Source organism: Mucilaginibacter sp. (genome assembly GCF_025362475.1).
GTDB lineage: Bacteria > Bacteroidota > Bacteroidia > Sphingobacteriales > Sphingobacteriaceae > Mucilaginibacter.
Map to the genome: position 1 here is coordinate 1 of NZ_JANYGH010000055.1, position 24272 is coordinate 24272.

25 protein-coding genes and 1 riboswitch are annotated in these 24272 nt (G+C 39.8%); of the genes, 7 read left to right on the forward strand and 18 right to left on the reverse strand.

The window, feature by feature from the left end:
* The 6 genes from Q0R88_RS17460 to Q0R88_RS17485 all read right to left on the reverse strand — a co-directional run.
* A partial coding sequence (locus Q0R88_RS17460; RefSeq protein WP_295718536.1) for a DNA gyrase subunit A occupies positions 1-1170 on the reverse strand: 1170 nt, incomplete at its 3' end.
* Between the two features lie 160 nt (positions 1171-1330).
* Complete coding sequence (locus Q0R88_RS17465) at positions 1331-1729, reverse strand: hypothetical protein (RefSeq protein WP_295718539.1); 399 nt, start codon at positions 1727-1729, stop codon at positions 1331-1333.
* 9 nt (positions 1730-1738) lie between these two features.
* Positions 1739-2653: an oxygen-dependent coproporphyrinogen oxidase gene (hemF, locus tag Q0R88_RS17470; protein ID WP_295718542.1), complete on the reverse strand. Its 915-nt coding sequence runs from the start codon at positions 2651-2653 to the stop codon at positions 1739-1741.
* A gap of 115 nt (positions 2654-2768) precedes the next feature.
* On the reverse strand, positions 2769-4001 hold the full coding sequence (locus Q0R88_RS17475; RefSeq protein WP_295718548.1) for an MFS transporter: 1233 nt from the start codon (positions 3999-4001) through the stop codon (positions 2769-2771).
* 111 nt (positions 4002-4112) lie between these two features.
* On the reverse strand, positions 4113-4310 hold the full coding sequence (locus tag Q0R88_RS17480; RefSeq protein ID WP_091142652.1) for a cold-shock protein: 198 nt from the start codon (positions 4308-4310) through the stop codon (positions 4113-4115).
* A gap of 142 nt (positions 4311-4452) precedes the next feature.
* Entirely contained in the window at positions 4453-5088 is a 636-nt protein-coding gene (locus Q0R88_RS17485) for a peroxiredoxin (RefSeq protein WP_295718551.1), read from the reverse strand.
* Positions 5089-5235: 147 nt separating this feature from the next.
* On the opposite strand from Q0R88_RS17485, the gene Q0R88_RS17490 reads away from it, so the two are divergent.
* Positions 5236-7020, forward strand: a complete 1785-nt coding sequence (locus Q0R88_RS17490) for a glycoside hydrolase family 15 protein (RefSeq protein WP_295718552.1) — start codon at positions 5236-5238, stop codon at positions 7018-7020.
* Positions 7021-7107: 87 nt separating this feature from the next.
* Here Q0R88_RS17490 and Q0R88_RS17495 read toward each other — a convergent pair whose 3' ends face one another.
* From Q0R88_RS17495 to Q0R88_RS17525, 7 genes are all read right to left on the reverse strand, one after another.
* Positions 7108-9306 carry a bifunctional alpha,alpha-trehalose-phosphate synthase (UDP-forming)/trehalose-phosphatase gene (locus Q0R88_RS17495; RefSeq protein WP_295718553.1) on the reverse strand — a complete coding sequence of 733 codons (2199 nt, stop codon included), beginning with the start codon at positions 9304-9306 and terminating at the stop codon, positions 7108-7110.
* 150 nt (positions 9307-9456) lie between these two features.
* Positions 9457-9936, reverse strand: coding sequence for a hypothetical protein (locus Q0R88_RS17500; protein WP_295718554.1), 480 nt, complete (start codon positions 9934-9936; stop codon positions 9457-9459).
* A 227-nt stretch (positions 9937-10163) separates the two neighbouring features.
* A complete protein-coding gene (locus Q0R88_RS17505) occupies positions 10164-10973 on the reverse strand; it encodes an SDR family oxidoreductase (protein ID WP_295718555.1) in 810 nt (269 codons plus the stop codon).
* A 128-nt stretch (positions 10974-11101) separates the two neighbouring features.
* Positions 11102-11881: a menaquinone biosynthesis protein gene (locus tag Q0R88_RS17510; protein ID WP_295718556.1), complete on the reverse strand. Its 780-nt coding sequence runs from the start codon at positions 11879-11881 to the stop codon at positions 11102-11104.
* Between the two features lie 17 nt (positions 11882-11898).
* Positions 11899-12519: a histidine phosphatase family protein gene (locus Q0R88_RS17515; protein ID WP_295718559.1), complete on the reverse strand. Its 621-nt coding sequence runs from the start codon at positions 12517-12519 to the stop codon at positions 11899-11901.
* 89 nt (positions 12520-12608) lie between these two features.
* Positions 12609-13805: an aminofutalosine synthase MqnE gene (gene mqnE / locus Q0R88_RS17520; protein ID WP_295718560.1), complete on the reverse strand. Its 1197-nt coding sequence runs from the start codon at positions 13803-13805 to the stop codon at positions 12609-12611.
* A gap of 93 nt (positions 13806-13898) precedes the next feature.
* Positions 13899-14426, reverse strand: coding sequence for a hypothetical protein (locus Q0R88_RS17525; RefSeq protein ID WP_295718562.1), 528 nt, complete (start codon positions 14424-14426; stop codon positions 13899-13901).
* Between the two features lie 98 nt (positions 14427-14524).
* Here Q0R88_RS17525 and Q0R88_RS17530 point away from each other — a divergent pair, with 98 nt between their 5' ends.
* From Q0R88_RS17530 to Q0R88_RS17545, 4 genes are all read left to right on the forward strand, one after another.
* Positions 14525-15643, forward strand: a complete 1119-nt coding sequence (locus Q0R88_RS17530) for an aminotransferase class I/II-fold pyridoxal phosphate-dependent enzyme (protein ID WP_295718564.1) — start codon at positions 14525-14527, stop codon at positions 15641-15643.
* 631 nt (positions 15644-16274) lie between these two features.
* Positions 16275-16385, forward strand: a riboswitch (SAM riboswitch).
* A gap of 250 nt (positions 16386-16635) precedes the next feature.
* Entirely contained in the window at positions 16636-17961 is a 1326-nt protein-coding gene (locus tag Q0R88_RS17535; RefSeq protein WP_295718566.1) for an O-acetylhomoserine aminocarboxypropyltransferase/cysteine synthase, read from the forward strand.
* An 87-nt stretch (positions 17962-18048) separates the two neighbouring features.
* Positions 18049-19104, forward strand: a complete 1056-nt coding sequence (metX, locus tag Q0R88_RS17540) for a homoserine O-acetyltransferase (RefSeq protein ID WP_295718567.1) — start codon at positions 18049-18051, stop codon at positions 19102-19104.
* Positions 19104-20315 (forward strand): homoserine dehydrogenase, encoded by a 1212-nt coding sequence (locus Q0R88_RS17545; protein ID WP_295718568.1) that lies wholly within the window; start codon positions 19104-19106, stop codon positions 20313-20315. Before metX ends, Q0R88_RS17545 begins: the two co-directional genes overlap by 1 nt.
* Before the next feature lie 63 nt (positions 20316-20378).
* On the opposite strand, the gene Q0R88_RS17550 is transcribed toward Q0R88_RS17545, so the two are convergent.
* Positions 20379-20864 carry a hypothetical protein gene (locus tag Q0R88_RS17550; protein ID WP_295718570.1) on the reverse strand — a complete coding sequence of 162 codons (486 nt, stop codon included), beginning with the start codon at positions 20862-20864 and terminating at the stop codon, positions 20379-20381.
* Between the two features lie 115 nt (positions 20865-20979).
* On the reverse strand, positions 20980-21669 hold the full coding sequence (gene gpmA, locus Q0R88_RS17555) for a 2,3-diphosphoglycerate-dependent phosphoglycerate mutase (RefSeq protein WP_295718572.1): 690 nt from the start codon (positions 21667-21669) through the stop codon (positions 20980-20982).
* Positions 21670-21775: 106 nt separating this feature from the next.
* Here gpmA and Q0R88_RS17560 point away from each other — a divergent pair, with 106 nt between their 5' ends.
* A complete protein-coding gene (locus tag Q0R88_RS17560; RefSeq protein WP_295718574.1) occupies positions 21776-22366 on the forward strand; it encodes an acetate uptake transporter in 591 nt (196 codons plus the stop codon).
* Between the two features lie 23 nt (positions 22367-22389).
* Positions 22390-22773: an SRPBCC domain-containing protein gene (locus tag Q0R88_RS17565; RefSeq protein ID WP_295718577.1), complete on the forward strand. Its 384-nt coding sequence runs from the start codon at positions 22390-22392 to the stop codon at positions 22771-22773.
* A gap of 103 nt (positions 22774-22876) precedes the next feature.
* Here the strand turns inward: Q0R88_RS17565 and Q0R88_RS17570 are convergent, their stop codons facing one another.
* The 3 genes from Q0R88_RS17570 to Q0R88_RS17580 form a co-directional block, all read right to left on the reverse strand.
* Positions 22877-23311, reverse strand: coding sequence for an OsmC family protein (locus tag Q0R88_RS17570; protein WP_295718579.1), 435 nt, complete (start codon positions 23309-23311; stop codon positions 22877-22879).
* Between the two features lie 92 nt (positions 23312-23403).
* The gene (locus Q0R88_RS17575; RefSeq protein WP_295718582.1) at positions 23404-23820 is read right to left on the reverse strand and encodes a DUF3052 family protein; all 417 of its coding nucleotides are present in this window, start codon (positions 23818-23820) and stop codon (positions 23404-23406) included.
* Position 23821: 1 nt separating this feature from the next.
* The gene (locus Q0R88_RS17580) at positions 23822-24256 is read right to left on the reverse strand and encodes a DinB family protein (protein WP_295718585.1); all 435 of its coding nucleotides are present in this window, start codon (positions 24254-24256) and stop codon (positions 23822-23824) included.
* Positions 24257-24272 lie beyond the last annotated feature (16 nt).

The following is a 24272-nucleotide window of genomic DNA, read 5'->3' on the forward strand; positions in this document are numbered from 1 at the left end:
TAAACCTTCTAAGATATGCGCGCGTTTTTCGGCTTCAGAAAGCTCAAATTTTGTACGGCGTACAACTACCTCATGTCTGTGATCAACAAAATGATGGATAAGGTCTCTCAGGTTAAGCATCATCGGGCGGCCGTTAACCAACGCGATATTGTTAACGCTGAAAGATGTTTGCAACGCGGTGTATTTAAACAAATTGTTTAATACGATAGCTGCATTTGCATCACGTTTTATTTCATATACAATACGAATACCCTCCCTGCTTGATTCATCACGGATGGCTGATATGCCTTCCAGTTTTTTATCATTAACCAATTCGGCAGTGCGTTCAATCATTAAAGCCTTATTTACCTGGTAAGGTACTTCGGTTACAATAATGCGCTCTCTTTCACCATGATGCATTTCAATTTCAGCTCTTGAGCGAATTACTATCCTGCCCCGGCCTGTTTCTAACGCTTCACGAGGACCTTCAAATCCATAGATGATACCACCTGTAGGGAAATCTGGTCCTTTAACATATTTCATCAGTTCAGAAACCTCTATCTGTCTGTTATCTATTAATGCAATAGTGGCGTCAATAACTTCTGATAGGTTATGGGGGGCCATATTGGTAGCCATACCCACCGCGATACCCGATGCGCCATTAACCAAAAGGTTGGGAAATTTCGCAGGTAAAACGGTTGGTTCCTGTAACGAATCATCAAAGTTTAACTGAAAATCAATAGTGTCTTTATTAATATCAGCAAGCATTTCTTCAGCAAGCTTTTGCAAACGAGCCTCAGTATAACGCATTGCCGCTGGTTCATCACCATCGATAGAACCGTAGTTACCCTGGCCTTCAACTAACAGGTAGCGTAAACTCCACTCCTGCGCCATACGAACCATAGTATCATAAACAGATTTATCACCATGGGGGTGATACTTACCCATTACCTCACCTACAATACGGGCAGATTTTTTATAAGGCTTATTGTTGTTTAAGCCCAGATCAAGCATACCAAATAAAACACGCCTGTGTACGGGCTTTAGTCCATCGCGAACATCGGGTAGTGCCCTGGAAACGATTACTGACATTGAATAATCAATGTAAGCCGATCGCATTTCCTCATCAATATTTATCGAAATTATTCTGTCTTCTTTGTGTGAATTATCGTTTTCTGTTCCTTCGGCCATTTTTATTTATTTGTGGAATCTTCTCTCTATAATTGTACGTTAAAATTGAATTTAAACGACCTGCGAAGTTAAGAAAATAGTTGACTATTGTGCCATTTTTAGCAAGAATATGCTGTCGAATTTATGCACGCAACCTAATTTATTAACGTTGCAGGCTAATTTATTTGATCTTTACCCAGTGATCTTCAATCTTATTGCCATTTGGCAAAACAGTTAATAATTTAAGAGTATCATTACTAATTGAATAGTTATATTTTAAAACCTTGTTAAGTAGCTTTGAGGATTGCAGGCTGTAAGTTTGCGTTTCAAAACAAGTATCAGCCACAAGTTTGTAATCGCCTTTTTCGTAGATAACGTCCTTCTCCCCTTTTTCTTTTAGCACCGCTTTATAATGAGATTTATCATATATGCGTTGTAACGTATATGCGGTTGAAACGCTATCTGTTTTATCATTAAAAAGGCCACCCGCGTACTCCCATGTTCCTTTTAGCGGGTTATCACCTATATTGAAAGAGCACAAAGCAATAATGGCTACAATTGGAAGAATAAGCTTTTTCATACACAGATTTTAAGCCCAGGCAATGCCTTTTTTAAGTAGAGACAAAGTTTTTTCTTCTTCGCTGCCGGGTACTGCCTGGTAGTTATATAGCCATTTGGCTGTTGGCGGCAGGCTCATTAAAATAGATTCAATACGACCATTTGTTTCAAGGCCAAATTTAGTACCTGCGTCATAAACCAGGTTAAACTCGGCATAGCGGCTGCGGCGTTGATATTGCCATTGCTGCTGCTCATCAGTAAACGGATTGTTACGATTGCGGTTAACCAATTCTGTGTAAGTAGGAATAAATGACCTTCCCAGGGCTTTTGAAAAATCAAAGATGTTTTCCCAGCTTAACTCATCGTTAGCGGTTAAGCGATCATAAAAGATTCCGCCAATTCCACGAGTCTCATTACGATGTTTTATATAGAAATAATCGTCGGCCCAAAGTTTAAAACGATGATAGAAATCATGATAGTAGCTGTCGCAAACCGCTTTTAAATTAGTATGAAAAAAGCGGGCATCCTCCTCAATAACATAATGTGGCGTAAGGTCAATACCTCCGCCAAACCATCTTATCGGTTTTCCATTACTTATAAGGGATGATGGCATCTCGAAATACCTGATGTTCATATGTATGATCGGCACCAAAGGGTGGTTTGGATGAATCACTATAGAAACTCCGGTAGCAAAAAAATCATCTGATTCCACCTGCAACGCTTTTTTCATAGTATCGGGCAATTGACCGTGTACCGCCGAAAAATTTACCCCGCCCTTTTCAAAAACATTACCATTTTGAATTACACGCGTTCTACCGCCGCCACCACCTTCACGCTCCCAATTCTCTTCTTCGAACTTAGCTTGTCCATCGGTTAGTTCAAGCGCTGCACATATCTCTTCCTGTATCTGTTTATAATCGGCGGCTATTTGTTCTTTGCTTATCATCAATGCAAATGTAGTTTATTAGTTTTATTTGGGAATTTGAAGATTTAGAATTTAAAAATGGCGTTTGTTTGCTTTCTCAACTATTTTCAAACTTTTAAATTGTTAAATTTTCAAATTAGCTTATCTCCACATAATCCAAATCTTTGCCAAAAGTCTCCTTTAGCTGACTTAATGAAAACAAGGCAATTAGTGTAAGTATCACCATCATTATATACCCGCTTGTTACCATGCCATAGCTTTTTGCAAAAGCTGCAAAAGCCATATTTATAGGAATTAATGATCCCCTCACAAAATTTGGAACTGTGGTGGTTACCGTGGAACGAATATTTGTACCGAATTGTTCGGCCGCAATAGTAACAAACGTAGCCCAATACCCAACGGAGCAGCCCATGAAAAAACAGAGCCAGACAAAGCGAGCATTGGTTAGATCTTTTGAACTTAAATAGAATATAACGCTTACCACAGATAGCAATAAGAACACCACCATGGTAAGTTTTCTTGATTTAGTGATTTGTGCAAGCAGCCCCGCAAAAATATCGCCAATGGCTATGCCAATGTATGAATATAAAATCCCGTCGGCAGCGCTTAGGGTTTCTTTTGCCCCCATTGCTTTACCAAACTCGGGCGATAAGGTTACCAATACGCCTACTACATACCATAATGGTGCACCTATTAAAATGCAATAAATGTATTTTTTGAACCTGTCCCAGCTGGTAAAAAGCATGAAAAAGTTTCCTTTTGATACCTTGCTTTGCTCAATGTTTTTAAACATGCCCGATTCAAAAGTGCCAATTCTCAATAATAATAAAAGCAAGCCAAGTCCGGCGCCTACCTTATAGGCATTTTGCCAGCCATGTTTGGCTACCATAACCGCCGCTGCAGCACCAAATAAACCAATAACTGCCACAATCATAGTTCCGTATCCACGTTTTTCTTTACTTAAGGTTTCGCTTACCAGGGTAATACCGGCACCAAGTTCACCAGCCAGGCCAATACCTGCAATAAAGCGTACTAAGGCGTATGTGTTTACATCATGTACATAAGCATTAGCAAAATTGGCTACAGAGTATAACAAAATGGAACCAAACAGTACCTTAATACGGCCAAGCTTATCGCCAATCACGCCCCATAAAATGCCGCCTAATAAAAGCCCGAACATTTGAACATTGATGATGAAAATGCCTTTGGGCAATACATCAGCTGCAGAAACGCCTATATCCAGCAAACTGGCTTTGCGTACTATCGAGAAAACTAAAAGATCATAGATATCAACAAAATAGCCGAGGGAGGCAACAAGAACCAGGAATATCATATTTCTTGTCGCTTTGGCAGCGGTAGCATCAGTCATAATTGTAGTAATTGGATGGCTAAAGTAGTAGAATTATGTATATAATTTCAAAAAAAAAGCACAAAAAAACCCCTGTGATTGCAGAGGTCTCTTGTTAAGAACTTTGGTTAACTATGCTTTTTTAACATTTACTGCTTGTAATCCTTTTCTGCCTTCTTCCACTTCGTAAGTAACGCTATCATTATCTTTAATGGCATTTACGCCGCCCTGTACATCCTTAAAGTGTACAAAAAGATCTTTACCATCATCGGTAACAATAAAGCCATAACCTTTTTGTGTGTTAAACCATTTTACTTTTCCAGTTTTCATAATTATAATTATCGTATTAAAAATTTTTGTTGTTAGATTAAATACTAAAGCCAAACTGAAAATAAAATGGTTTTAATGTTCAGACGGAATAGATAACCCTATCTTTCTCAAATATATAAAATAAATGATAAACCAAATAAAATTATTTATTTGGTTGTGGAGTAATGCGTAAATAAGGTTTTATGGCTGTGAAACCCTTTGGAAATTTGGCTGGAATGTCCTCTGTTTTTATTGCGGGCACCACAACTACGTCCTCTCCATCCTTCCAATCAACTGGGGTGGCTACTCCATAATTCGCGGTTAATTGTAATGAGTCAATCACCCTTAAAATTTCCTGGAAATTTCTACCCGTTGATGCAGGGTATGTGATAATTAATTTAACTGCCTTATCAGGGCCTATGATGAATAATGAACGTACAGTTGCATTTACTGATGCGTTTGGGTGGATCATATCATAGGCTTCAGAGATTTTACGATCTTCATCTGCAATAATTGGAAAATTAACTTCTACACCCTGTGTTTCATTAATATCATTTATCCAGCCGGCATGTGATTCAACAGAATCAACGCTAAGGGCCAGAATTTTAACATTGCGCTTGGTAAATTCGTCTTTTAAGGCTGCTGTTCTGCCAAGTTCGGTCGTACAAACTGGTGTATAATCGCCTGGGTGCGAAAATAATACTCCCCAGCTATCACCAAGGTATTCGTAAAAGTCAATGTCTCCAGCGGAGGTTTTTGCTTTAAAATCTGGGGCTTTATCGCCTAATCGTAAACTCATTGCTTATATAATTTAAGGTTGATTAAAGACTACTAAGTTAATATACAATGTTTAATAAATCAAAATTATACAGAAATTGTATACCTGCTCAACAACATTACACAGTCAACGGTGTTGAACAGTATACAAACTAAAGCAAAACTATTAATGGAACGACATACCTATGATACCGGGATAATTGGAAACTGTGCGTTTTTGGCCCATATACATAAAAATACGAATGTAGAATGGCTTTGCTGGCCCCGATTTGACAGCACTTTTATTTTTGGCGGATTGCTGGATAAAAAGAAAGGTGGCGAGTTTTCAATTCAGCCCGAAGGAGAATTTACCTCGCATCAATATTACCTGGAGAATACCAATGTTTTAATTACCGAAATAAGCCCTGCCAGTGGCGGTAAGTACCGTGTAACAGATTTTGCCCCTCGTTTTTATCAACACCAGCGCTATTATAAACCCCTTATGCTATTCAGGAAAATTGAGGCCATTGAAGGCTCACCAAGGGTAAGGGTGAAATGTGAGCCTGTATCTGAGTACGGTGCAGTAAAACTAACCGTTAACCGTGGTAGTAATCATATACAATACCTTGGCGGTGAAGAAAGCATAAGGCTTACAACCAATATTCCCATTAGTTATGTATTTGATGAGCAGCCATTTGTATTAAATGAAGTTAAATATCTTGCCCTTACTTATGGCGAACCATTGGAAGCTCCCCTTATAACTACAACCGAGCGTTTTTTAGCGGAAACCATACAATATTGGCGAACATGGATTAAGCACTCATCTATCGCTACTTATTATCAGCCCTTTGTTATCCGCTCTGGCCTGGCCTTAAAAATTCACCAGTTTGAGGATACTGGCGCCATTATAGCAGCAAGTACAACCAGCTTGCCAGAGTCGCCCGGAAGTGGTCGTAACTGGGATTATAGATATTGCTGGTTGCGTGATACTTATTACGTAATTACCGCACTTAATCACATAGGCCATTTTGAAGAAATGGAAAAGTATTTTAGTTATGTAACTGATATTTCTTTTTCCGATGATGACCGTTATCAACCACTTTATAGTATTACTGGAAAAAAAGACCTGGTTGAGCAGATATTGACTGATTTGGAAGGATATATGGGCAATCAGCCGGTGCGCATTGGCAACCAGGCTTCAGAGCATATTCAAAATGACATTTATGGGCAAGTAATGATCTCTATGCTACCACTATATACAGATCATCGCTTTGTTTTTTCTGAACGAAAGGATTCTGTAAGATGGATAGAATCTCTACTTAATAAAATTGAGCGCACGATTGACGAAAAAGACGCGGGCATTTGGGAGTTCAGAAATATGGCAAATATACATTGTTACAGTAATCTATTTCAATGGGCCGGCGCATCGGCTGCAGAAAAAATGGCCCGCACTATTGATAATAAAGAGTTGATTGATAAAGCCATATCGCTAAAAAATCGAGCTGCTGTGCATATTGAAAGCTGCTACAATCCTATCAGGAAAGTTTACACCAATTCGGCAGGTAGCTCAAACCTTGATGCCAGTACCTTGCAGTTGATCATGATGAATTATCTTGACCCGGAATCCCAAAGAGCAAAGGATCATTTACTTGCATTAGAAAAAGAATTAAAAACACCTAATGGGTTATTTTACAGGTATTTATATAAAGATGATTTTGGTAAACCTAAAACAACTTTCCTGATATGCGCTTTTTGGTATGTTGAAGCCCTGGCCAGTGTTGGGCGTATTGATGATGCACAACGTGAGTTTGCCAACCTATTGCAGTATTCAAATCACTTGCTATTATTCAGTGAAGATGTTGATGAGGAAACAGGTAGCCAATGGGGTAATTTTCCGCAAGCTTACAGTCACGTTGGTTTAATGAATGCCGCCTACCGGATAGCCATTAAATTAGACAGACCTATATTTTTGTAATATGATTTAAAGATTTGCTGGATTAACAAGGTTTTAATGTTTGAAGACTAAAAAGCCCTGTAAATCCCGCAAACTTTTGTAATCATGTTATACTTCTTCTACCACAGCATTTTTTGTAAAACTGGTAAGTAGTTTGCGAACTTCTTTGGGATTGCGCAGATAAAACTTGGCTGCCGATAAATTACTTCCAACCTTAATGGTAATTGCGCTATCGGGGAGAGCTTTAAATATATCCTCATCGGTATAATCATCACCAAAAGCTATAATGAAATCATAATCTTTGCCTTCGGTAAGCGTTAAAGCCGCCTTACCTTTGTTAACATCCATATTCTTCACTTCCAATACCTTATCCCCTGCCAGTAATTGTAACCCTTTGTCACTTGCGTGATATTTTAAGTTGTTCATTAACTCGCCTGCCCTGAGTTCGCCCAGGCCTGCCTGAGCTTTGCGATAATGCCACACCAGTGAGTATGTTTTTTCTTCGATGAATGAGCCCGGTGTACGATCTACATAAGTTTCCAGAATTGGGTAGATATCTTGTTTCCATTGGTCTGATAAACCTCCAATTTTATGCCATGATGTGCCCTGCTGCTTAAACCACGAGCCATGTTCAGCAATCAGGTACATGTTGGTATGCTTAAACCAGTCGTCGAGGTTTTCATGCTTTCGGCCACTAATCAACACTACTTGGTTGGCAGGATCTTCGGTGAGTTTGTTGATAATATTATAAAGTTCTCTATCCGGACTCGCCTGATCAATGTTTGATTTAAAACCTACAAGCGTACCATCATAATCTAAAAATATAATGCGTTTCTTGGTTTTAATATAGCGATTAATGATAGATTGCTCGGTAGTGTTACTTACATGTCTTGCTTGCAATGACCGCTGCATTAGTTTTACCTCTTTCAGCCGATCCATAAATATTTTAACCCAGTGCGAAACATTAAATTTGGTTACCAACTGTCGCATTGGTATCATCCGTCTTTTCTGTTCACTCAAAGGCATGTTAATAGCCTGTAATATCGCCCTGCAAACCTCACCGGTATTATTTGGATTTACAATTATAGCGTCAATTAATTCCTTAGATGAACCAGCCATCTCGCTCATAATCAATACACCATCATCTTTTATGCGGCTGGCTACATACTCCTTGCTTACCAGGTTCATGCCATCCCTCATGGGTGTTACTAAACATACGTCGGCAGTGTAATATAGGGCCGAAAGCATCTCAATAGGGAAAGAGCGATAGTAATAATGTATAGGGCTCCAATCCATTGTTCTATAAATAGAGTTGATATTACCCACCTTTTTGTCTATTTCATCACGTAAATGAGCATACTGAGGAACAGTATCCCGCGATGGTACAACAATCATATAAAGCGCTATTTTTCCTATGCATTCAGGACATAGTTGCAACAAAAGCTCAAAAGCCTGCAAGCGCTGCAATATCCCTTTGCTGTAATCAAGCCGATCAACGGAAAGAATAAGTTTGGTATCTTTAAAATTGTCTTTAATTAGTTCTATTTGATGTTGAACATCTTTCTGTAAAGGCAATGAAGCATATTTTTTTTCATCTATCCCCATCGGGAATGATTCAACAACAATTGATCGCTCACCTGTTGTAATGATGTTTGATGACGATATTACTGGTAAAATGCGGGTTGTTGCTCCTATAAAATGCCGTACATCATCAAATGTATGAAAACCTATCAGGTCGGCCCCAAGCATTCCTTCAAGTAACTCTGAACGCCATGGTATGAGCCTGAACATTTCATGCGAAGGAAATGGAATATGAAGGAAAAAGCCTATAGAAACATCAGGCAGTTCATGTCTTACCAGGGCGGGCAATAGTAATAACTGGTAATCATGTACCCAAATCACGTCGCCGGGCTCGGCAACACTAAGTACTACATCCCTGAATTTTTTATTAACGGCCTGGTAATAATCCCAGTTGGATTGTTTGTAATTTGCATAGGTTGAGGCATAGTAATGGAAAACTGGCCATAAAACCTCATTTGAAAAGCCTTCATAGTATTGGTTGATCTCTTCCTGATCAAGAAACACAGGAATAAGACTTAATTCTTTTAACTGGTTGGTTACCTCATCTTTATCATGTTGATCGATAATCTCCACTCCCGGCCATCCAATCCACACATTATCGTCTTGTTTGTATATTGATCCTAAACCGGTTGCAAGCCCACCTTCGCTTGATGATAGTATATATTCATCATCAGTTTTGGAGATCTTTACAGGTAATCGGTTAGATACAATGATAGTCTTTGGCATAATACTTATTAATATTTACAACTTATATATTTTATAAAGGTGTAAACAGCCAAGTTGTTTGCCAAAAGATGAGAATTGCAACATTTGTAACACAAAAAAGCCGCCCAGATTTACTGGAGCGGCTTTAATAATTTTACAATTCCTTAGGAATTATTTCACTTGTTGAAAAAATTCAAGGTTAGCTTGTTGGGTTATCCTTACAAGCACTTCGTGAGCATCATTTTTAAGATCAACGAAGTATGAAGTTTGATCGATGTTTGAGTTTACATCAGTATTAGCCTGGTAAACAATAACTTCGCCAATTTGGTAACCAGCATAATCTTTGTTGATTTGTTTCATTGTTTTTGCAGGGATCGCTTTAGGATCAACACGTTGAGTAACACCAAGGTACTCACCGTTAAGGTTGTAAAAAGCGGTTTTTCTAACGCCATCAACAGTGAAAGTAGCTTTCTGGCAATTTTTAGTTACTGTCCAGTTTACATCTTTTGCATCAGCAAAATCAACTGTGAAACCATGTAAGGCTACGTAAGAAACGTTTGTGCCTCCATCTACTCTTTTACCACCATCGGCAGCAAATACATTAACACTTAATAAAGCGGCAATTGCGGTTGTTAAAAATATCTTTTTCATGTATGTTTAAATTTTAAATCCACAACAAAAGTATGCTACAATTAGTGATTTGGCAAATAAAATTTAATTTTTATGAATATTTGATAATAACAGTCAATTTGACGTATAAAATTTAGATTTTTGCAATCTACTTAGTGTATATTTTACAATATGCTAAACAAAAAACATTTACAAAAATCGGTTTAGCAAGGTTAAAAACAGCTTGTTTATATAAAATTAACCTCAATTTAACCATTCTCGGCGAAGCCTGGGTATAAGGTCATGCCGCCATCCATAAATATTGTGGTACCGGTTATATAATCGGCTTGATCAGAAGCCAGCCAGGCCGCAAGTTGCCCAATATCATTGGGTTGGCCTATCCTGTTATATGGGATGAGGGTGAGTAGTTTATCTAAAGCTTCAGGGGTATCCCACGCAGATTTATTGATCGGGGTTTTTATAGCACCGGGGCCAATACCCACAACCCTGATCTTATGTGGAGCCAGTTCCTGAGCTATACTTTTCATGAACATGCTGATGCCTCCCTTGCTTGTTGCATAATTAACGTGACCGGCCCAGGGAATTATTTCATGTACACTGCTCATACAAATTATCTTGCCCGCAGCACTACTCCTATCTTCAATTACTCCCCTGCGTATGAACTCTTTAGCCGCTTCGCGTGAACATAAAAACTGACCGGTTAAATTAATGCCAATCACTTTATTCCAGTCGTCCAAAGTCATATCCACAAATTTGGAATCTTTTTGTACGCCGGCATTATTAACTAAAATATCAATAGTACCGTACCGCGCAAACATTTGCGCAAACATGGCCTTTACTTCTTCTTCATGACTCACATCTGCCTGGATAGCAAACGCTTCGCCGCCGGTAGCTTTTATTTGGCTTACTACCTCTTCGGCGGCATCATGGTTATGGGCATAATTTATAACTAATTTGGCTCCGGCGGCAGCCAGAGCCAAAGCAACACCTTTACCTATTCCGCTATCGGAACCTGTTACCAGGGCGGCCTGATTTTTTAATGATGGAGTTTGGTTCATTTAACAACAGTTTTAATTGTTCAATATAACCAATGTAATTGGAAGAATAATGTTTTGCCTTCATTAAAGGAATTGACATAATTAATGCTTTTTCTGCTCAATCTTATGCAATCCTGTGCGGTATTGTTTTAATCCTGTACAATCCTGAGCGGCTCAGGTTCATCCTCTAAATGTTTAATAAAGTCAAGAAACATAAACAGTGCTTTCTTTTTGTCTGCTGTCAAATCGTAATCAATCTTGTCCATCAGGTAATCTATAATGTCAAAATCATCGCGCATCGGAATTTCTTTGAATAGCTCGTGGCGGTGGTCGAGGCCGTATTTGAGTGCGGCGTTAAACTCATCCATAAATTCCTGCGGAATGGGTTTGTTGGCTATCCAACCGGCGAACATAAATGGAAGGCCGGTAAAATTTTGCCACTCCCCGGCAAGGTCATACGCGTATTTATACTTCTCTTTTTTGCCAAAAGTGCGGTCGCCTATTTGAACGAATGCGGTATTTGCTTCGGCTGATGTGCCATAATCGGCAGCATCCTTAATTAATTCGGGACTTACTTTCCAAAAGTTTTTAAGTAGCACAAGGGCCAGGTTATTGGATGACCGCGATTGCGGATCAAGCTGCAGGTATTTGATATCCTGCACCGCGCAATTGCTAAAGATGAATACAGAGTTAACTGGCCCTACTGCACCAATGCAATAATCAGATATTATTTCCCACTGCGGCAGATTTAAGGTAGCTGCTACCGGGATTAACCCGATGTCTACCACATCATCTATGAGTTTTTGAGCACAGTCTGACGGCATGTCCAAACTTAGTTCTATCTTATCTATGAACCCGGTTTGTTGTAAACCGTATATAAAGGGCTTGGTGTTGGTATAGCTTACTGCTGATATTCTGATCTTTTTCACAAGTAAAGTACTTTCTTTCAGGATTGTTTTAAATGTTCGGCATTATTGAAATCTACGATTTCGAATTTCTCGCCATCGGTCACAACCTTGTATAAAACAAGATTCTGGTGCGGAAATGTTTCCATTTCTGTTAAAGGCTTGCCGGTTAAAATGCATAGTAATAAACGCATGGCACGGCCGTGCATACAAATTAGCACTGTTTTTTCTTCTGGGTGACTCATGATCACCTGTAACGCTTCACGTTGGCGGATGGCAACCTCATTGGGGCTTTCGCCACCTTCAAATTTACTATCTAAGCGGCCATCGAGCCAATCGCGCATGATCTGTAAAAAGGCCGCTTTGTTTTCGGTAGTACTTGGCTGCCCTTCATGTATGCCCCAGGCCAGCTCATCTAAACCACTTAATTTTTGGTAAGGGATGTCAAGATCAATAAAGGATTGCACGCTTTGCTGGGTACGTTTTAATGCTGATACATAGATCTTATCAAAAGCAACATCTTTATAAGCCTCGTAAAACTGACTGGCTTGTTTGCGGCCCTCGTCATTCAAATCGGTGTTCATGCCGCGTCCTTGTACAATGCCCTGTCTGTTAAGCTCTGTTTGGCCGTGGCGTACTATATATAAGGTTTTTTGTATCATTCTTTTTTAGCAGATTGCTTGAAGCCGAAGCTTAAAGCTTTATCTGCATGTTTATTATTGAAGTTGCGCCCCGGGCTTTCTGCCTTGGGCTAATTAATTACTGGTAGTTTGTAATATTGTGGCTTTTTCTCAGTCTCCGGGAATTCAAAATTATTGTAATCGGTAACCACATTGTAAAGCGTGTCGCGCTCTATAGGGTACCTGCCCACATTTTTAATTAATTCAACCAGTTGTTTGGTGCTCATGCCCGGGTGTTGCTCTTCTGCACCTGCCATAGAATAAATTTTTGTGGTATCATCAAGCGTTCCATCAATATCATCCACACCAAAATTAAGAGAAAGTTGCGCTGTAGTGCGACTGATCATTGCCCAATAAGCTTTGATATGATCAAAATTATCCAGGTATATACGAGCTATAGCGTAGTTGCGAAGATCCTCAACCACACTTGATTCAGGCACATGCGACATCTGGTTATCCTGGTTGCGGAATTTTAAGGGGATAAACGTTTGGAAACCTCCTGTTTTGTCCTGTAACTGCCGCAGCTGCTCCATATGGTCAACCCGATGGTGGAATTTTTCGATATGGCCATAAAGCATGGTAGCATTTGAGCGCCCACCCAGTTTATGCCATTCTTCATGAATAGCCAGCCATTGGTCGCCGGTACATTTATCCTTCGAGATTAGCTCACGAACTTCCGGATGGAAAATTTCGGCACCACCGCCAGGTATTGAGCCTAAACCAGCTTCATACATCAGGCGCATGCCGGTTGCATAGTCTATTTTAGCTTTCTTAAATATGTAATGGTATTCAACAGGTGTTAGCGCTTTAATGTGCAGTTCGGGTCGGTGTTTCCTGATCCTGCTAAAAAGCTCCTGATAAAAAGGTACGTCGTATTGGGGTAATACACCGCCTACAATATGCACTTCGGTTACCGGCTCACCATCGTATTTGGTTACCATATTAAACATCTCATCCATGGTGTACTCCCACCCTTCTGATTTTTGTTTAAGCAGGCGCGAATACGAACAAAATTTACAATCATAAACACAAAGATTGGTAGGCTCGATATGAAAATTACGATTGAAATAGGTTATATCGCCGTGGCGTTTCTCGCGGATGTAGTTGGCCAAAACGCCCAGATAGCCCAGGTCGCACTGCTCATATAGCGTAACACCTTCATCAAAGGTGATCCGTTCGCTCCGTAAAACTTTTTCGGCAATGTGCTTTAAATCAGCAGGCAGATCCGGATTTTGTAATAATAATTGTAAATTACTCTCAGCTTCCATTCAAAAAACTTTGCACAAATGTAATAAAAAGCACAAAACAATACTTCATACAACAGGTACATCACTTAATGATAGCAAGTAATGACATTGAGTTTACAGTGCATTTATATACCAAATATGTATGCCAACAGTACAATCATCCTGACAGCCTTTGGGCCTGTAGCTGCATGTTGATATCATTCCATTGATAGTTGCCTCAAAGAAAATATCATTAGTTTTTTTATCGGCAGTAAGCCATTCATTTTTAGCTTTTTTGTAAACATCATCTAAGGTAAGTACCTGTCCTGCCGCATTTCCGTGTGTATTTAAATTGGTTTTATCTTCGTGCCATTCACTTAAAGTAGTTTTTACACTCCCTGTACCGGTCGTGTTGGGGCTATATTTATAAGACGTATAATCTCTTGCTATAACAACACCTTTATTCACGGTGATTTTGGTTTCTCCACTAACACCTGACACCACCGAGCCGTTTATAGTCGTATATGAATAGGAGTTGTTGTTAGCTCGTTTAAAACTCAACCAGGCCGAATAACTTTTATCATAATCGTTTGTAAGTGCATCTTTTTTACAGGCCGATAAACATATGGTAATAAGCAAGGTAATGATAAGGGGTTTTTTCATGGTTGCGGTTTTTATACCTATTCGCAAAAAAGAGGTTGAGTGCTACAGCAAATCACAAATAATCTTATTTACTTTGAGGCAATAACATACACACGATAATGAAAACTGAAACTATAGCCATACATGCAGGTAACCATATTGATGGATCATCAAGAGCTGTGATACAGCCGATTGTAATGTCTACCACTTTTGAGCGTGGTGTAGATGGCGATTTTCCTGGTGGGCATATCTATAGCCGGTCATCAAACCCTAACCGTTCATTATTGGAAAATGTTATAGCTCAATTAGAGGGTGGTGTTGATGCCGCTTCGTTTTCATCGGGCAATGCAGCTGGTATGGCGATATTTCAATCTCTTAAACCGGGCACGCATATTATTTGTCCCGACGATATGTATCACGGTTTGCGTAATCAGCTTAAAAACCTGTTCGCAGGCATTTTAACTTTCGATTTTATTGATGTTAATGATAGCGAAGTGCTCCAGCAGCACATTAAGCCCGAAACCGGTGTGATATGGATAGAAACGCCCTCAAACCCCCTGCTTAAAATCACTGATATTAAAAAGGTGGTGGGTATTGCCAAGGCAAAAGGACTTAAAGTTGTTGTTGATAATACCTTTGCCACCCCGATATGTCAGCAGCCGTTGGCATTAGGGGCTGATATAGTGATGCATTCGGCAACAAAATATTTTGGCGGCCATAGCGATCTGATGGGCGGGGCGCTAATTACCGCTGAAAAAAGCGACTGGTGGGCAAAAATTCGCCAGGTGCAGGAAATGGGCGGTGCCATCCCCTCCCCAACCGATTGCTTTTGGTTGGTACGCAGTATTAAAACGCTGCCATATCGGGTTAAAGGGCATGTGTACAACGCCCAATTATTAGCTGAATTTTTAGAATATCACCCAAAAGTAGAAAGGGTTTTATATCCCGGCCTGGCATCACACCCGCAGCATGAAATTGCTAAAGACCAGATGCTTGCCTTTGGAGGAATGCTGTCCTTTATAGTTAAGGGCGACGAAAATGATACCCATAATATCATCAATAAGCTAAAAATATTCACCAGAGCAACCAGCCTTGGCGGCGTGGAAAGCCTGATAGAGCATCGTGCTACCGTTGAGGGGCCGGATACAAAAACACCGCGCAATTTACTGCGGGTATCGGTTGGATTAGAGCACATTGATGACTTGATAGAAGATTTGGAGCAGGCTTTAAATGGATAAAGGATGAAAAGATCAAGGAGCAAGGATTAAATAAGTAAAGCATCTTTGCTTATTTGTCCAACAGTCTTTAATCTAATTGGTGTTTAAATAAATATATACTCCTACTCAGTTGTTTGTGTCCTCACAAACAACCATTCCGGCGTGTTAAACTAAGGTGGAACTTACGCTGGCCCTCCCCGCTAAACCTATGTTTACACAATTGCATGCGCCGTTAGGCGCTACCTGTTTGTAGCAATATCAACAAAAAACAAAATTGCGCCGTAGGCGTTACCTGCAAATTAGCAAGGTATAGGCTTTCTTAGCAGGCAGGTAGCTTCTAACGAGGCAAAGGTTAAGGGCGTGGTTTTTCTACAAACAGGTAGCACCTAACGGTGCAGGTAACCTCGATTGATTTGTGCCCTATGCAAATTTTGTTAGCTAACCTGATTTAACCTTTCTCTCCTACTTACCGAGAGAAGAGATCGCAGATACCCACGCTTTTTATTTCTTCCTGATACTTTTGTTCCTTTGTCCACCCATCTTTTATCTAAATAAAATTTAATTTGGTATTTTAATAAATATCCGCTTATCTTTGGAACATTATTTGGTAGCAATACCATAATCGATCAATCCTCCGCATAGTTCGGGTATTGATTTATAAAGAAGCGGCGAGAGATCAGGCTCAATGACCCGCTGGCAACCCTTCAATTTTGAAGAAGGTGCCAATTCCTGTCCCGGCAAATAACACCGGGGAATATAAATTTATAACCATGAAAAATTTAGTTAAAATTACTACAGGCAACATTTTTAATACCCAAAACGGTAATATACAACGTATTAGCTCAAATATTAGCTATATGTGTATGTGTTGCTGCTGTTGATGCTTTAGCACGTTCCTCTTTTTCAAATCCCGAAAAACGCACGTGTTGTTAAACTGATATTCATTTCCTATTCAGCTTTCCAAAGTCCATTTAAACATCAAAGAATTAATTATAATCTAAAAAAACACACCTATGTCTACCAGCAATTTAAAATTCGAAACCTTACAACTACACGCAGGTCAGGAAGTTGATCCAACAACGGGTTCACGCGCGGTACCACTTTACCAAACCACATCTTATGTATTTAAAAATGCCGAGCATGGTGCCAACCTGTTTGCATTAAAAGAGTTTGGGAATATATATACCCGCATTATGAACCCTACTACCGATGTATTTGAAAAACGCATAGCAGCTTTAGAAGGTGGTGTTGCGGCTTTGGCTACCGCATCGGGCCAGGCAGCACAATTCATTGCATTAAATAACATATTACAAGTTGGCGATAACTTTGTTTCCTCACCATTTTTATATGGTGGTACATATAACCAGTTTAAAGTTTCCTTTAAACGAATAGGCATCGAGGCACGTTTTGCCAAGGATGATACTGCCGAAAGCATTGAAGCGCTTATCGATAATAAAACCAAAGCTATCTTCCTGGAAACTATTGGCAACCCTGGCTTTACCATTGCTGATTTTGATAAGTTGGGTGCTCTTGCAAAAAAGCATGACCTACCTTTAATAGTCGACAATACTTTTGGAGCCGGCGGTTATTTATTTCGCCCGTTGGAGCATGGCGCCAGTATTGTGGTTGAATCAACCACCAAATGGATAGGTGGTCATGGTACCAGTATTGGCGGAGTAATAATTGATGGCGGAACTTATAACTGGGCTAATGGCAAATTTCCGCAGTTTACGGAGCCATCTGAAGGTTACCACGGTTTGGTTTTTGCAGATGTATTTGGCATTGGCGGTCCTTTTGGCAACATCCAGTTTATTATACGAGCCCGTGTAGAAGGTTTACGTGACTTTGGTCCGTCGCAATCTCCATTTAACTCATGGCTTAATATCCAGGGTTTAGAAACCCTTTCATTGCGTGTACAACGCCACGTAGATAACACGTTGGAGCTTGCCAAATGGCTTGATCAGCACCCGCAGGTAGCATCAGTTAACTATCCCGGATTGGAATCATCTCCTTACCATCAATTGGCAAAAAAATACCTTAAAAATGGATTTGGAGCGGTGCTATCATTTGAGATAGATGGCGATAAGGAAGATGCCGGTAAATTAATTGACAATCTTTTGCTGGTTAGTCATTTAGCTAACGTTGGTGATGCTAAAACATTGATTATTCAGCCGTCAGCAACTACACATCAGCAGCTGTCTGATGAAGAACAATTATCAGCAGGTGTAACACCTAATTCATTACGTGTAGCTGTCGGTATTGAGCATATTGATGATATTAAAGCAGATTTTGAACAGGCATTTGCCAAAATAAAAAGGGCATCGGCCCAATTAGTATAGTATAGTTTTTTTTAAGTGATATATTAAAGTTGTTACGGGATGCAGCTAAATTAAAATTAGCTGCACCTGTGATAACAAAACAGAAGAATGAACACAGAAATATTTAAGTACACACAACCATTCGGTCTTGAATCCGGCGAGCAATTACATGAATTGGAGATTGGCTTTCACACTTATGGCAGATTAAATAAGGAGAAGGACAACGTGATATGGATTTGCCATGCGCTAACTGCCAATGCCGATGTTTTTGACTGGTGGAAAGGCTTTGTGGGTACAGGCAATAAATTTAACCCCGAAGAGCATTTTATTGTATGTGCCAATATCCTGGGTTCACCCTATGGCACAACCAATCCTTTGAGCATTAATCCGGCAAGCGGGGAGCCATATTTACAGGCTTTTCCGCAATTTACCATCAGGGATATTGTAAAAGCACACCAGTTACTTGCAAATCATCTTGGAATAGGAAATATTCACATCCTTATCGGGGGCTCATTAGGCGGCCAGCAAGCAATTGAATGGGGGATTATTGAACCAGCCAGGATTAAAAACCTGATACTGATAGCTACCAATGCGCGCCATTCTCCATGGGGAGTAGCATTTAATGAATCACAGCGTTTGGCTTTGAGTGCCGATCCTACTTTTCATGATAATACCCCGGATGGAGGTCAAAAAGGTTTGAAAGCCGCAAGAAGTATTGCGCTGCTCTCCTACCGTACCTATAAAACCTACGGCATAACGCAGCAGGAAGAAACAGACAATAAAACTGATGATTTTAAGTCATCATCATACCAGGACTACCAGGGGCAAAAGCTGGTAAACCGCTTTAACGCCCATAGCTACTGGTATTTAACGAAGGTGATGGATTCGCACAATGTAGGCCGTGGTCGTAACGGTGTAGAAAAGGCGTTAAGCCTGATCAAAGCACGTACACTGGTTATTGGCATAAAATCAGATGTGTTATTCCCTATTGAAGAACAGGAATACCTGTTTAGGCATATTCCCAAATCGGCCTTTGCCGAGTTGGATTCATTTTATGGTCATGATGGGTTTTTGATTGAAACAGAAGCATTAACAAATATTATAACATCGTTTTTTAAAACCGATGTAAAAGGAAAAATTATAGAATTGCAACGTACAGCGTAATGAGTAAAAAGTTAAATATAGGATTATTTGGATTTGGAGTTGTTGGACAGGGATTATATGATATCATCATAACAAAAAATTTAAACATCGAAATAGTAAAATTTGCCATTAAGGACCCGCATAAAAAGCGCACTTTACCCGCAGAATTATTTACCACTGATAGAGACGAGTTGCTGAACAACCCGGAGATTAATACCATTGTTGAGCTAATAAATGATACCGAAGCTGCCTTCGAGATAGTTTCAAGGGCGTTAAGCTCAGGAAAAAATGTTGTATCGGCCAGTAAAAAAATGATCGCGCTGCACCTGGAGGAATTGATAGAACTGCAGCATAAACACGGTACCTCATTGTTATATGAAGGTGCGGTGTGTGGCAGTATCCCCATTATCCGTAACCTGGAAGAGTATTATGACAACGAATTGCTGCACTCCATAAGTGGCATTTTTAACGGATCATCAAATTATATACTATCCAAAGGGTTTATTGAAGGTTTGGATTATGATAGCGCCCTCAAACAAGCGCAGGATCTTGGCTTTGCCGAAACTGACCCTACAAGCGACGTTGGCGGCTTTGATGCCAAATATAAGCTGGTTATTGCAGCTGCACATGCCTACGGTGTTATTGTACAGCCGGAGGAGATTTTTAACTTAGGGATCCAAAACCTGGCTGCCCAGGACCTGCAGTATGCCCGTGAAAAGAATTTGAAAATTAAATTGGTACCTGTTGCTAAAGAATTGGATGATAAAAACGTAGCTATGTTTGTATTACCCAAGTTTGTAAATAGTACCGAGTTTTTATACAATGTAGAATATGAATACAATGGTGTAACTGTGCAGGCAGCTTTTGCCGATCAGCAATTCTTTTTTGGTAAAGGCGCTGGTGGGCACCCTACAGGCTCGGCAGTACTATCTGATATTGCGGCGCTGCGTTACAATTACCAATACGAGTATAAAAAGGCTAAAGAAAAAACCGACCTTAAATTCACCAATAACATTGAATTAAACATCTACTTAAGGTACGATGACGAGAGCCTGGTAGAAGCTTTGCAGTTTTTGCACATACAAGAGCGTTATTATTCTGGTAGTTACAAATTTGTTATAGGGAAAGTGAATTTGCAAAGTTTGATAGCTAATCAATTGCGTATAGCTGATAGTGGGGCATTTGTTGCCTTTGCCGATCAGCTAACGGGGGTGAATTTGGCATCGGCATAAAATGAAAAAGGCTCCAAGTCGGAGCCTTTTTCATTTATTAAGAATTCTTTAGGATATCATTGTTTATTTCGCAAAGAAAGCGGCAATGCGTTTTCCATATGCTACGGTTATAATGCCGACGAATATTTTTGTTATCGATGATATTACTGAGTTTTGATCGCTAACGTTTGATAAATTGTATAAGCGGTAAAGCAGATCGGGCAGGCTATTAACAATAAGCAGGCCGCCAATGATGATCAATGCTATCTCATAGATCACTTTTCTATCGGCAAATAACTTTACATTTTCCTGCTTGTCTGCTGTGGTGGTTACTAACCGGGTAATAAATCTTGTACCTGCAATCAGAAAAATGGAAAAGGCCAGCATCAACACAAAATTTGCAATGTTTAACCAAAATAAATTCATTTGCTCACCGGCATGGTCGGCTGATGAAATGGCACCGAAGCTTTTTAAAAATGTAAAAAAGCCGGGTACTTTAGATAAATTGGATACCAAAAGGTAAACACCCAGAATTTTTATGGTTATTTCATAAATATCAGACTTCTTCATTTTTTAATATAGGATATGGTTTATAAGAACGACGAATATAAACAAATACGGCACATATTGAATAAATGAAAACCTGATTTTAGAAAAAGCAGCGAACTAAAAATCAAGATAAATTTCAATCCAGATAATAATGCCTTATCTGGTTTAATCCATGATCCAATTCATAAACCCAGGGTGTTGCCGTAGGGATCTCTAACTTGATTACCTCCTCATCGGTAAGGCAGTCAATATATTTTATTAATGAACGCAGGCTATTGCCATGGGCCACCACAACTACCTTTTGGTTGCGGCGTATGGCATTTACAATGCTTTCATTCCAGAAGGGTAAAACCCTGTCCATGGTTTCGCTTAGGTTTTCGGTTAAGGGTAGTTCGCGGTCTGTTAAATCTTTGTAACGCAGGTCGTGCCCGGGGAAACGTGGATCTTCGCGGGTTATTGCGGGTGGATGTTCATTTGGGTCGCGCCGCCACTTTAGTACTTGTTCGGCCCCGTACTTGGCTACGGCTTCATCCTTATTCATTCCTTGCAGGGCGCCATAAAAACGCTCATTCAACCGCCATGATTTTTCAACCGGGATCCATAAGTGATCAAGCTCCTCCAATACAAAATGCATGGTTTTGATTGATCGTTTGAGGTATGATGTAAAACCGGCATCAAAGTTATAGCCGTTCTTTTTAAGTATCTCCCCTGCTTTTCGGGCTTGCAGGTAACCATTTTCTGATAGATCAACGTCTTCCCAGCCGGTAAAACGGTTTTCGAGGTTCCATATACTTTCGCCGTGGCGTATTAGTACTATTTTTTGCATAGGTGTTTACTTAACGCAAATGTAAGCCGCGAGTTGTAAATAAAATTGTAAAATATTTATAATTCAATTAGCTTGCGGTATAAACCAATTAAATACTAAACCAATTATGATTCCAACTACAACTATCCCTGTAAAGGATGGTATTGCCAACCCGGCCCCACTTGGGCTTTGCGCCTTTGGTATGACAACCGTTTTATTAAATATCCATAACGCAGGCTTTTTTGAAATGAATGGTATGATACTGGCCATGGGTATATTTTATGGCGGTATGGCCCAGGTTATTGCGGGGGTTATTGAAGCCAAAAAGAACAATATTTTTGGGTTAACAGCTTTTACTTCCTACGGCTTTTTCTGGCTATCATTAGTGGGGCTTATTGTGATGCCAAAATTAGGCTGGACAACACCAGCTTCAGAAGGCGCCATGTGCGCTTATTTAGGTGTATGGGGTATTTTTACGTTTCTGATGTTTTTTGGTACGCTAAAATTAAACAGAGCACTTCAATTTGTATTTGGATCATTAACCATATTGTTTCTTTTATTGGTGATAGGCGATGCTACAGGCAACCCTGCTATTAAGCACATTGCCGGTTACGAGGGTATAATTTGCGGAGCCTCGGCTATATATACAGGTATTGCCAATGTATTAAATGAAGTTTACGGGCGTGTAGTATTACCTATTGGCCCTGTAAAGGTTTAAAATAATGTTGCTAAATTGCGCAGGTGAAAGATTTTAAAAAATACTACAGCATACCGGCTACGCCCGATGAAATTTATACAGCCTTAACCAACCCAATTACCATTGAATTATGGACAGGCGAGGTTGCAGAAATGAGTACAGAGCCAGGCTCTGAGTTTTCCATGTGGGATGGCAGCATAACCGGTAAAAACCTGGAGTTTGAACCGGGTAAAAAGATTGTGCAACAATGGTACTTTGAAGGTAAATCTGATAACTCCATAGTAACTATTAAACTACACGCTGATAAAGAAGGAACATCTGCCGAATTAAGGCACACCAACATTCCTGATGAGGATTTTGATGACATAGCCGAAGGCTGGACATATAGCTACTTTGGCGGGTTAATTGATTTTTTTGAAGGCGAATAAAGCCGTAGTAAATACTCTGCCTGGATGACAGGCTTTTAAAAACAACAAAAGCCGCTTAACTCAAGCGGCTTTTGTTGTTTTAATCGTAATTATTTGTAAGATGTTAAATGGCTACCGCAGGGTGCACAAACACCTTTGATTTAATTTCAGCGCCTGCTTTGCTAAGCGTAGCGGCCACCGAACAATATTTATTAAGTGATAACTCAACAGCACGGGCTGCCTTATCTTCATCAATATCGCCATATAAATGAAATTCAATGTCAATATCCTGCCAAAGTGAAGGTTCTTTACCTGCTTCACGTTCGCCGTTTACAACCATTTTATAATCCTTTACTTCCTGTCGTTGTTTTTTAAGTATGCTGATAACGTCAATTGCAGAACAACCTGCCAAACCCATTAAAAGCATTTGCATTGGGCGTATGCCAAAATCATCGCCACCGCTTTCGGGGCTGCTATCCATTTTTACGGTGTGACCATTGGCATCTACAGCCTCAAAGCCGAAATCTTTATGCACACGTTTAAGTTCTATTGTAGACATAGTATTGTAGTTTATAATAATGCTAAGTTAAGTATAAAATTTAGTGTTGCTAATCAGCAGGGCATTATTTACGCTCTCATTACCAAAAAATTTCATATAAATTGCATCCTGTCTTTAACAGGGATCACCAATTTCAACCCCGACCATGTTTCGTCAACGGCGCAAACTTTTATATCCACCAGCCCAATTTCAAGTGCGAAATTCCTGATAATGTCTTCGGTAATATCAGTAACAACCTTTGATGCCTTCTTTGGCCAGGATACCCATATCATCCCCTCGGGTTTAATTTGCTTCATTAATTGGGGAAGCATGGTTAAAAATTCATCCTGTTGCTTGGTAAAAAAATGGATCACATCTTTTTTAACATCGCCTCCACCCACAAAATATACATCTGCAGGCAAATCGATAAGCAATTGCAGGTAATTGTCGGGCGCGTTAATCAGCATTAGTTTTGCTCCCGGTTTTATGCCCAGCTTTTTTGCCAAGGGAGTGCCCGAGTAGCCTGCCATGTTATTTAATTTGTTTTAGGTGGTGTAATAAATGCTCAACGTAATCATTTGCCAGCCATTCAACAGTTTGCAGGTTAGGTTCCATTTTACTGTTATCGCAACGGGCGGTCAATCTTTCTGGTGGGTAGTTTTCCCAAACCCTGATAATTTGCCGGTTAAGTAAGTTCCACAGGTCAAGCAGCTCATTGATGTCAGCCTTTTGATAATGCTGTGCCGCAACCCATTCCACCTGCTCATAAGTAAGCCGGAAATTTTCTTCGTAAGTACAACGCACAAAACGCTGTAGGTTTATTTGCGCGCTATCAATCAGGTGGCCTATGATTTCCTTTTTTGACCATTTACCGGGTGTTGATTTGTTTTCCCAATCAACCTGATGGGTTTTTATCTGCAGGAAATCATTGATCACATTGTTTAAAATTGCTGAGGTAGTAGTCATGATTATGCTTTGGAAA

Excerpts from the sequence above, each read along its gene's own strand:
- mqnE (WP_295718560.1), bottom strand. The coding sequence starts at position 13,805 with ATGGAAGCTGAGAGTAATTTACAATTATTATTACAAAATCCGGATCTG.
- Q0R88_RS17505 (WP_295718555.1), bottom strand. The coding sequence starts at position 10,973 with ATGAACCAAACTCCATCATTAAAAAATCAGGCCGCCCTGGTAACAGGT.
- metX (WP_295718567.1), top strand. The coding sequence starts at position 18,049 with ATGAACACAGAAATATTTAAGTACACACAACCATTCGGTCTTGAATCC.
- Q0R88_RS17580 (WP_295718585.1), bottom strand. The coding sequence starts at position 24,256 with ATGACTACTACCTCAGCAATTTTAAACAATGTGATCAATGATTTCCTG.
- Q0R88_RS17550 (WP_295718570.1), bottom strand. The coding sequence starts at position 20,864 with ATGAAGAAGTCTGATATTTATGAAATAACCATAAAAATTCTGGGTGTT.
- Q0R88_RS17485 (WP_295718551.1), bottom strand. The coding sequence starts at position 5,088 with ATGAGTTTACGATTAGGCGATAAAGCCCCAGATTTTAAAGCAAAAACC.
- hemF (WP_295718542.1), bottom strand. The coding sequence starts at position 2,653 with ATGATAAGCAAAGAACAAATAGCCGCCGATTATAAACAGATACAGGAA.
- Q0R88_RS17525 (WP_295718562.1), bottom strand. The coding sequence starts at position 14,426 with ATGAAAAAACCCCTTATCATTACCTTGCTTATTACCATATGTTTATCG.
- Q0R88_RS17575 (WP_295718582.1), bottom strand. The coding sequence starts at position 23,820 with ATGGCAGGCTACTCGGGCACTCCCTTGGCAAAAAAGCTGGGCATAAAA.
- Q0R88_RS17515 (WP_295718559.1), bottom strand. The coding sequence starts at position 12,519 with ATGATACAAAAAACCTTATATATAGTACGCCACGGCCAAACAGAGCTT.
- Q0R88_RS17570 (WP_295718579.1), bottom strand. The coding sequence starts at position 23,311 with ATGTCTACAATAGAACTTAAACGTGTGCATAAAGATTTCGGCTTTGAG.
- Q0R88_RS17480 (WP_091142652.1), bottom strand. The coding sequence starts at position 4,310 with ATGAAAACTGGAAAAGTAAAATGGTTTAACACACAAAAAGGTTATGGC.
- Q0R88_RS17490 (WP_295718552.1), top strand. The coding sequence starts at position 5,236 with ATGGAACGACATACCTATGATACCGGGATAATTGGAAACTGTGCGTTT.
- Q0R88_RS17560 (WP_295718574.1), top strand. The coding sequence starts at position 21,776 with ATGATTCCAACTACAACTATCCCTGTAAAGGATGGTATTGCCAACCCG.
- Q0R88_RS17475 (WP_295718548.1), bottom strand. The coding sequence starts at position 4,001 with ATGACTGATGCTACCGCTGCCAAAGCGACAAGAAATATGATATTCCTG.
- gpmA (WP_295718572.1), bottom strand. The coding sequence starts at position 21,669 with ATGCAAAAAATAGTACTAATACGCCACGGCGAAAGTATATGGAACCTC.
- Q0R88_RS17530 (WP_295718564.1), top strand. The coding sequence starts at position 14,525 with ATGAAAACTGAAACTATAGCCATACATGCAGGTAACCATATTGATGGA.
- Q0R88_RS17545 (WP_295718568.1), top strand. The coding sequence starts at position 19,104 with ATGAGTAAAAAGTTAAATATAGGATTATTTGGATTTGGAGTTGTTGGA.
- Q0R88_RS17500 (WP_295718554.1), bottom strand. The coding sequence starts at position 9,936 with ATGAAAAAGATATTTTTAACAACCGCAATTGCCGCTTTATTAAGTGTT.
- Q0R88_RS17465 (WP_295718539.1), bottom strand. The coding sequence starts at position 1,729 with ATGAAAAAGCTTATTCTTCCAATTGTAGCCATTATTGCTTTGTGCTCT.
- Q0R88_RS17535 (WP_295718566.1), top strand. The coding sequence starts at position 16,636 with ATGTCTACCAGCAATTTAAAATTCGAAACCTTACAACTACACGCAGGT.
- Q0R88_RS17495 (WP_295718553.1), bottom strand. The coding sequence starts at position 9,306 with ATGCCAAAGACTATCATTGTATCTAACCGATTACCTGTAAAGATCTCC.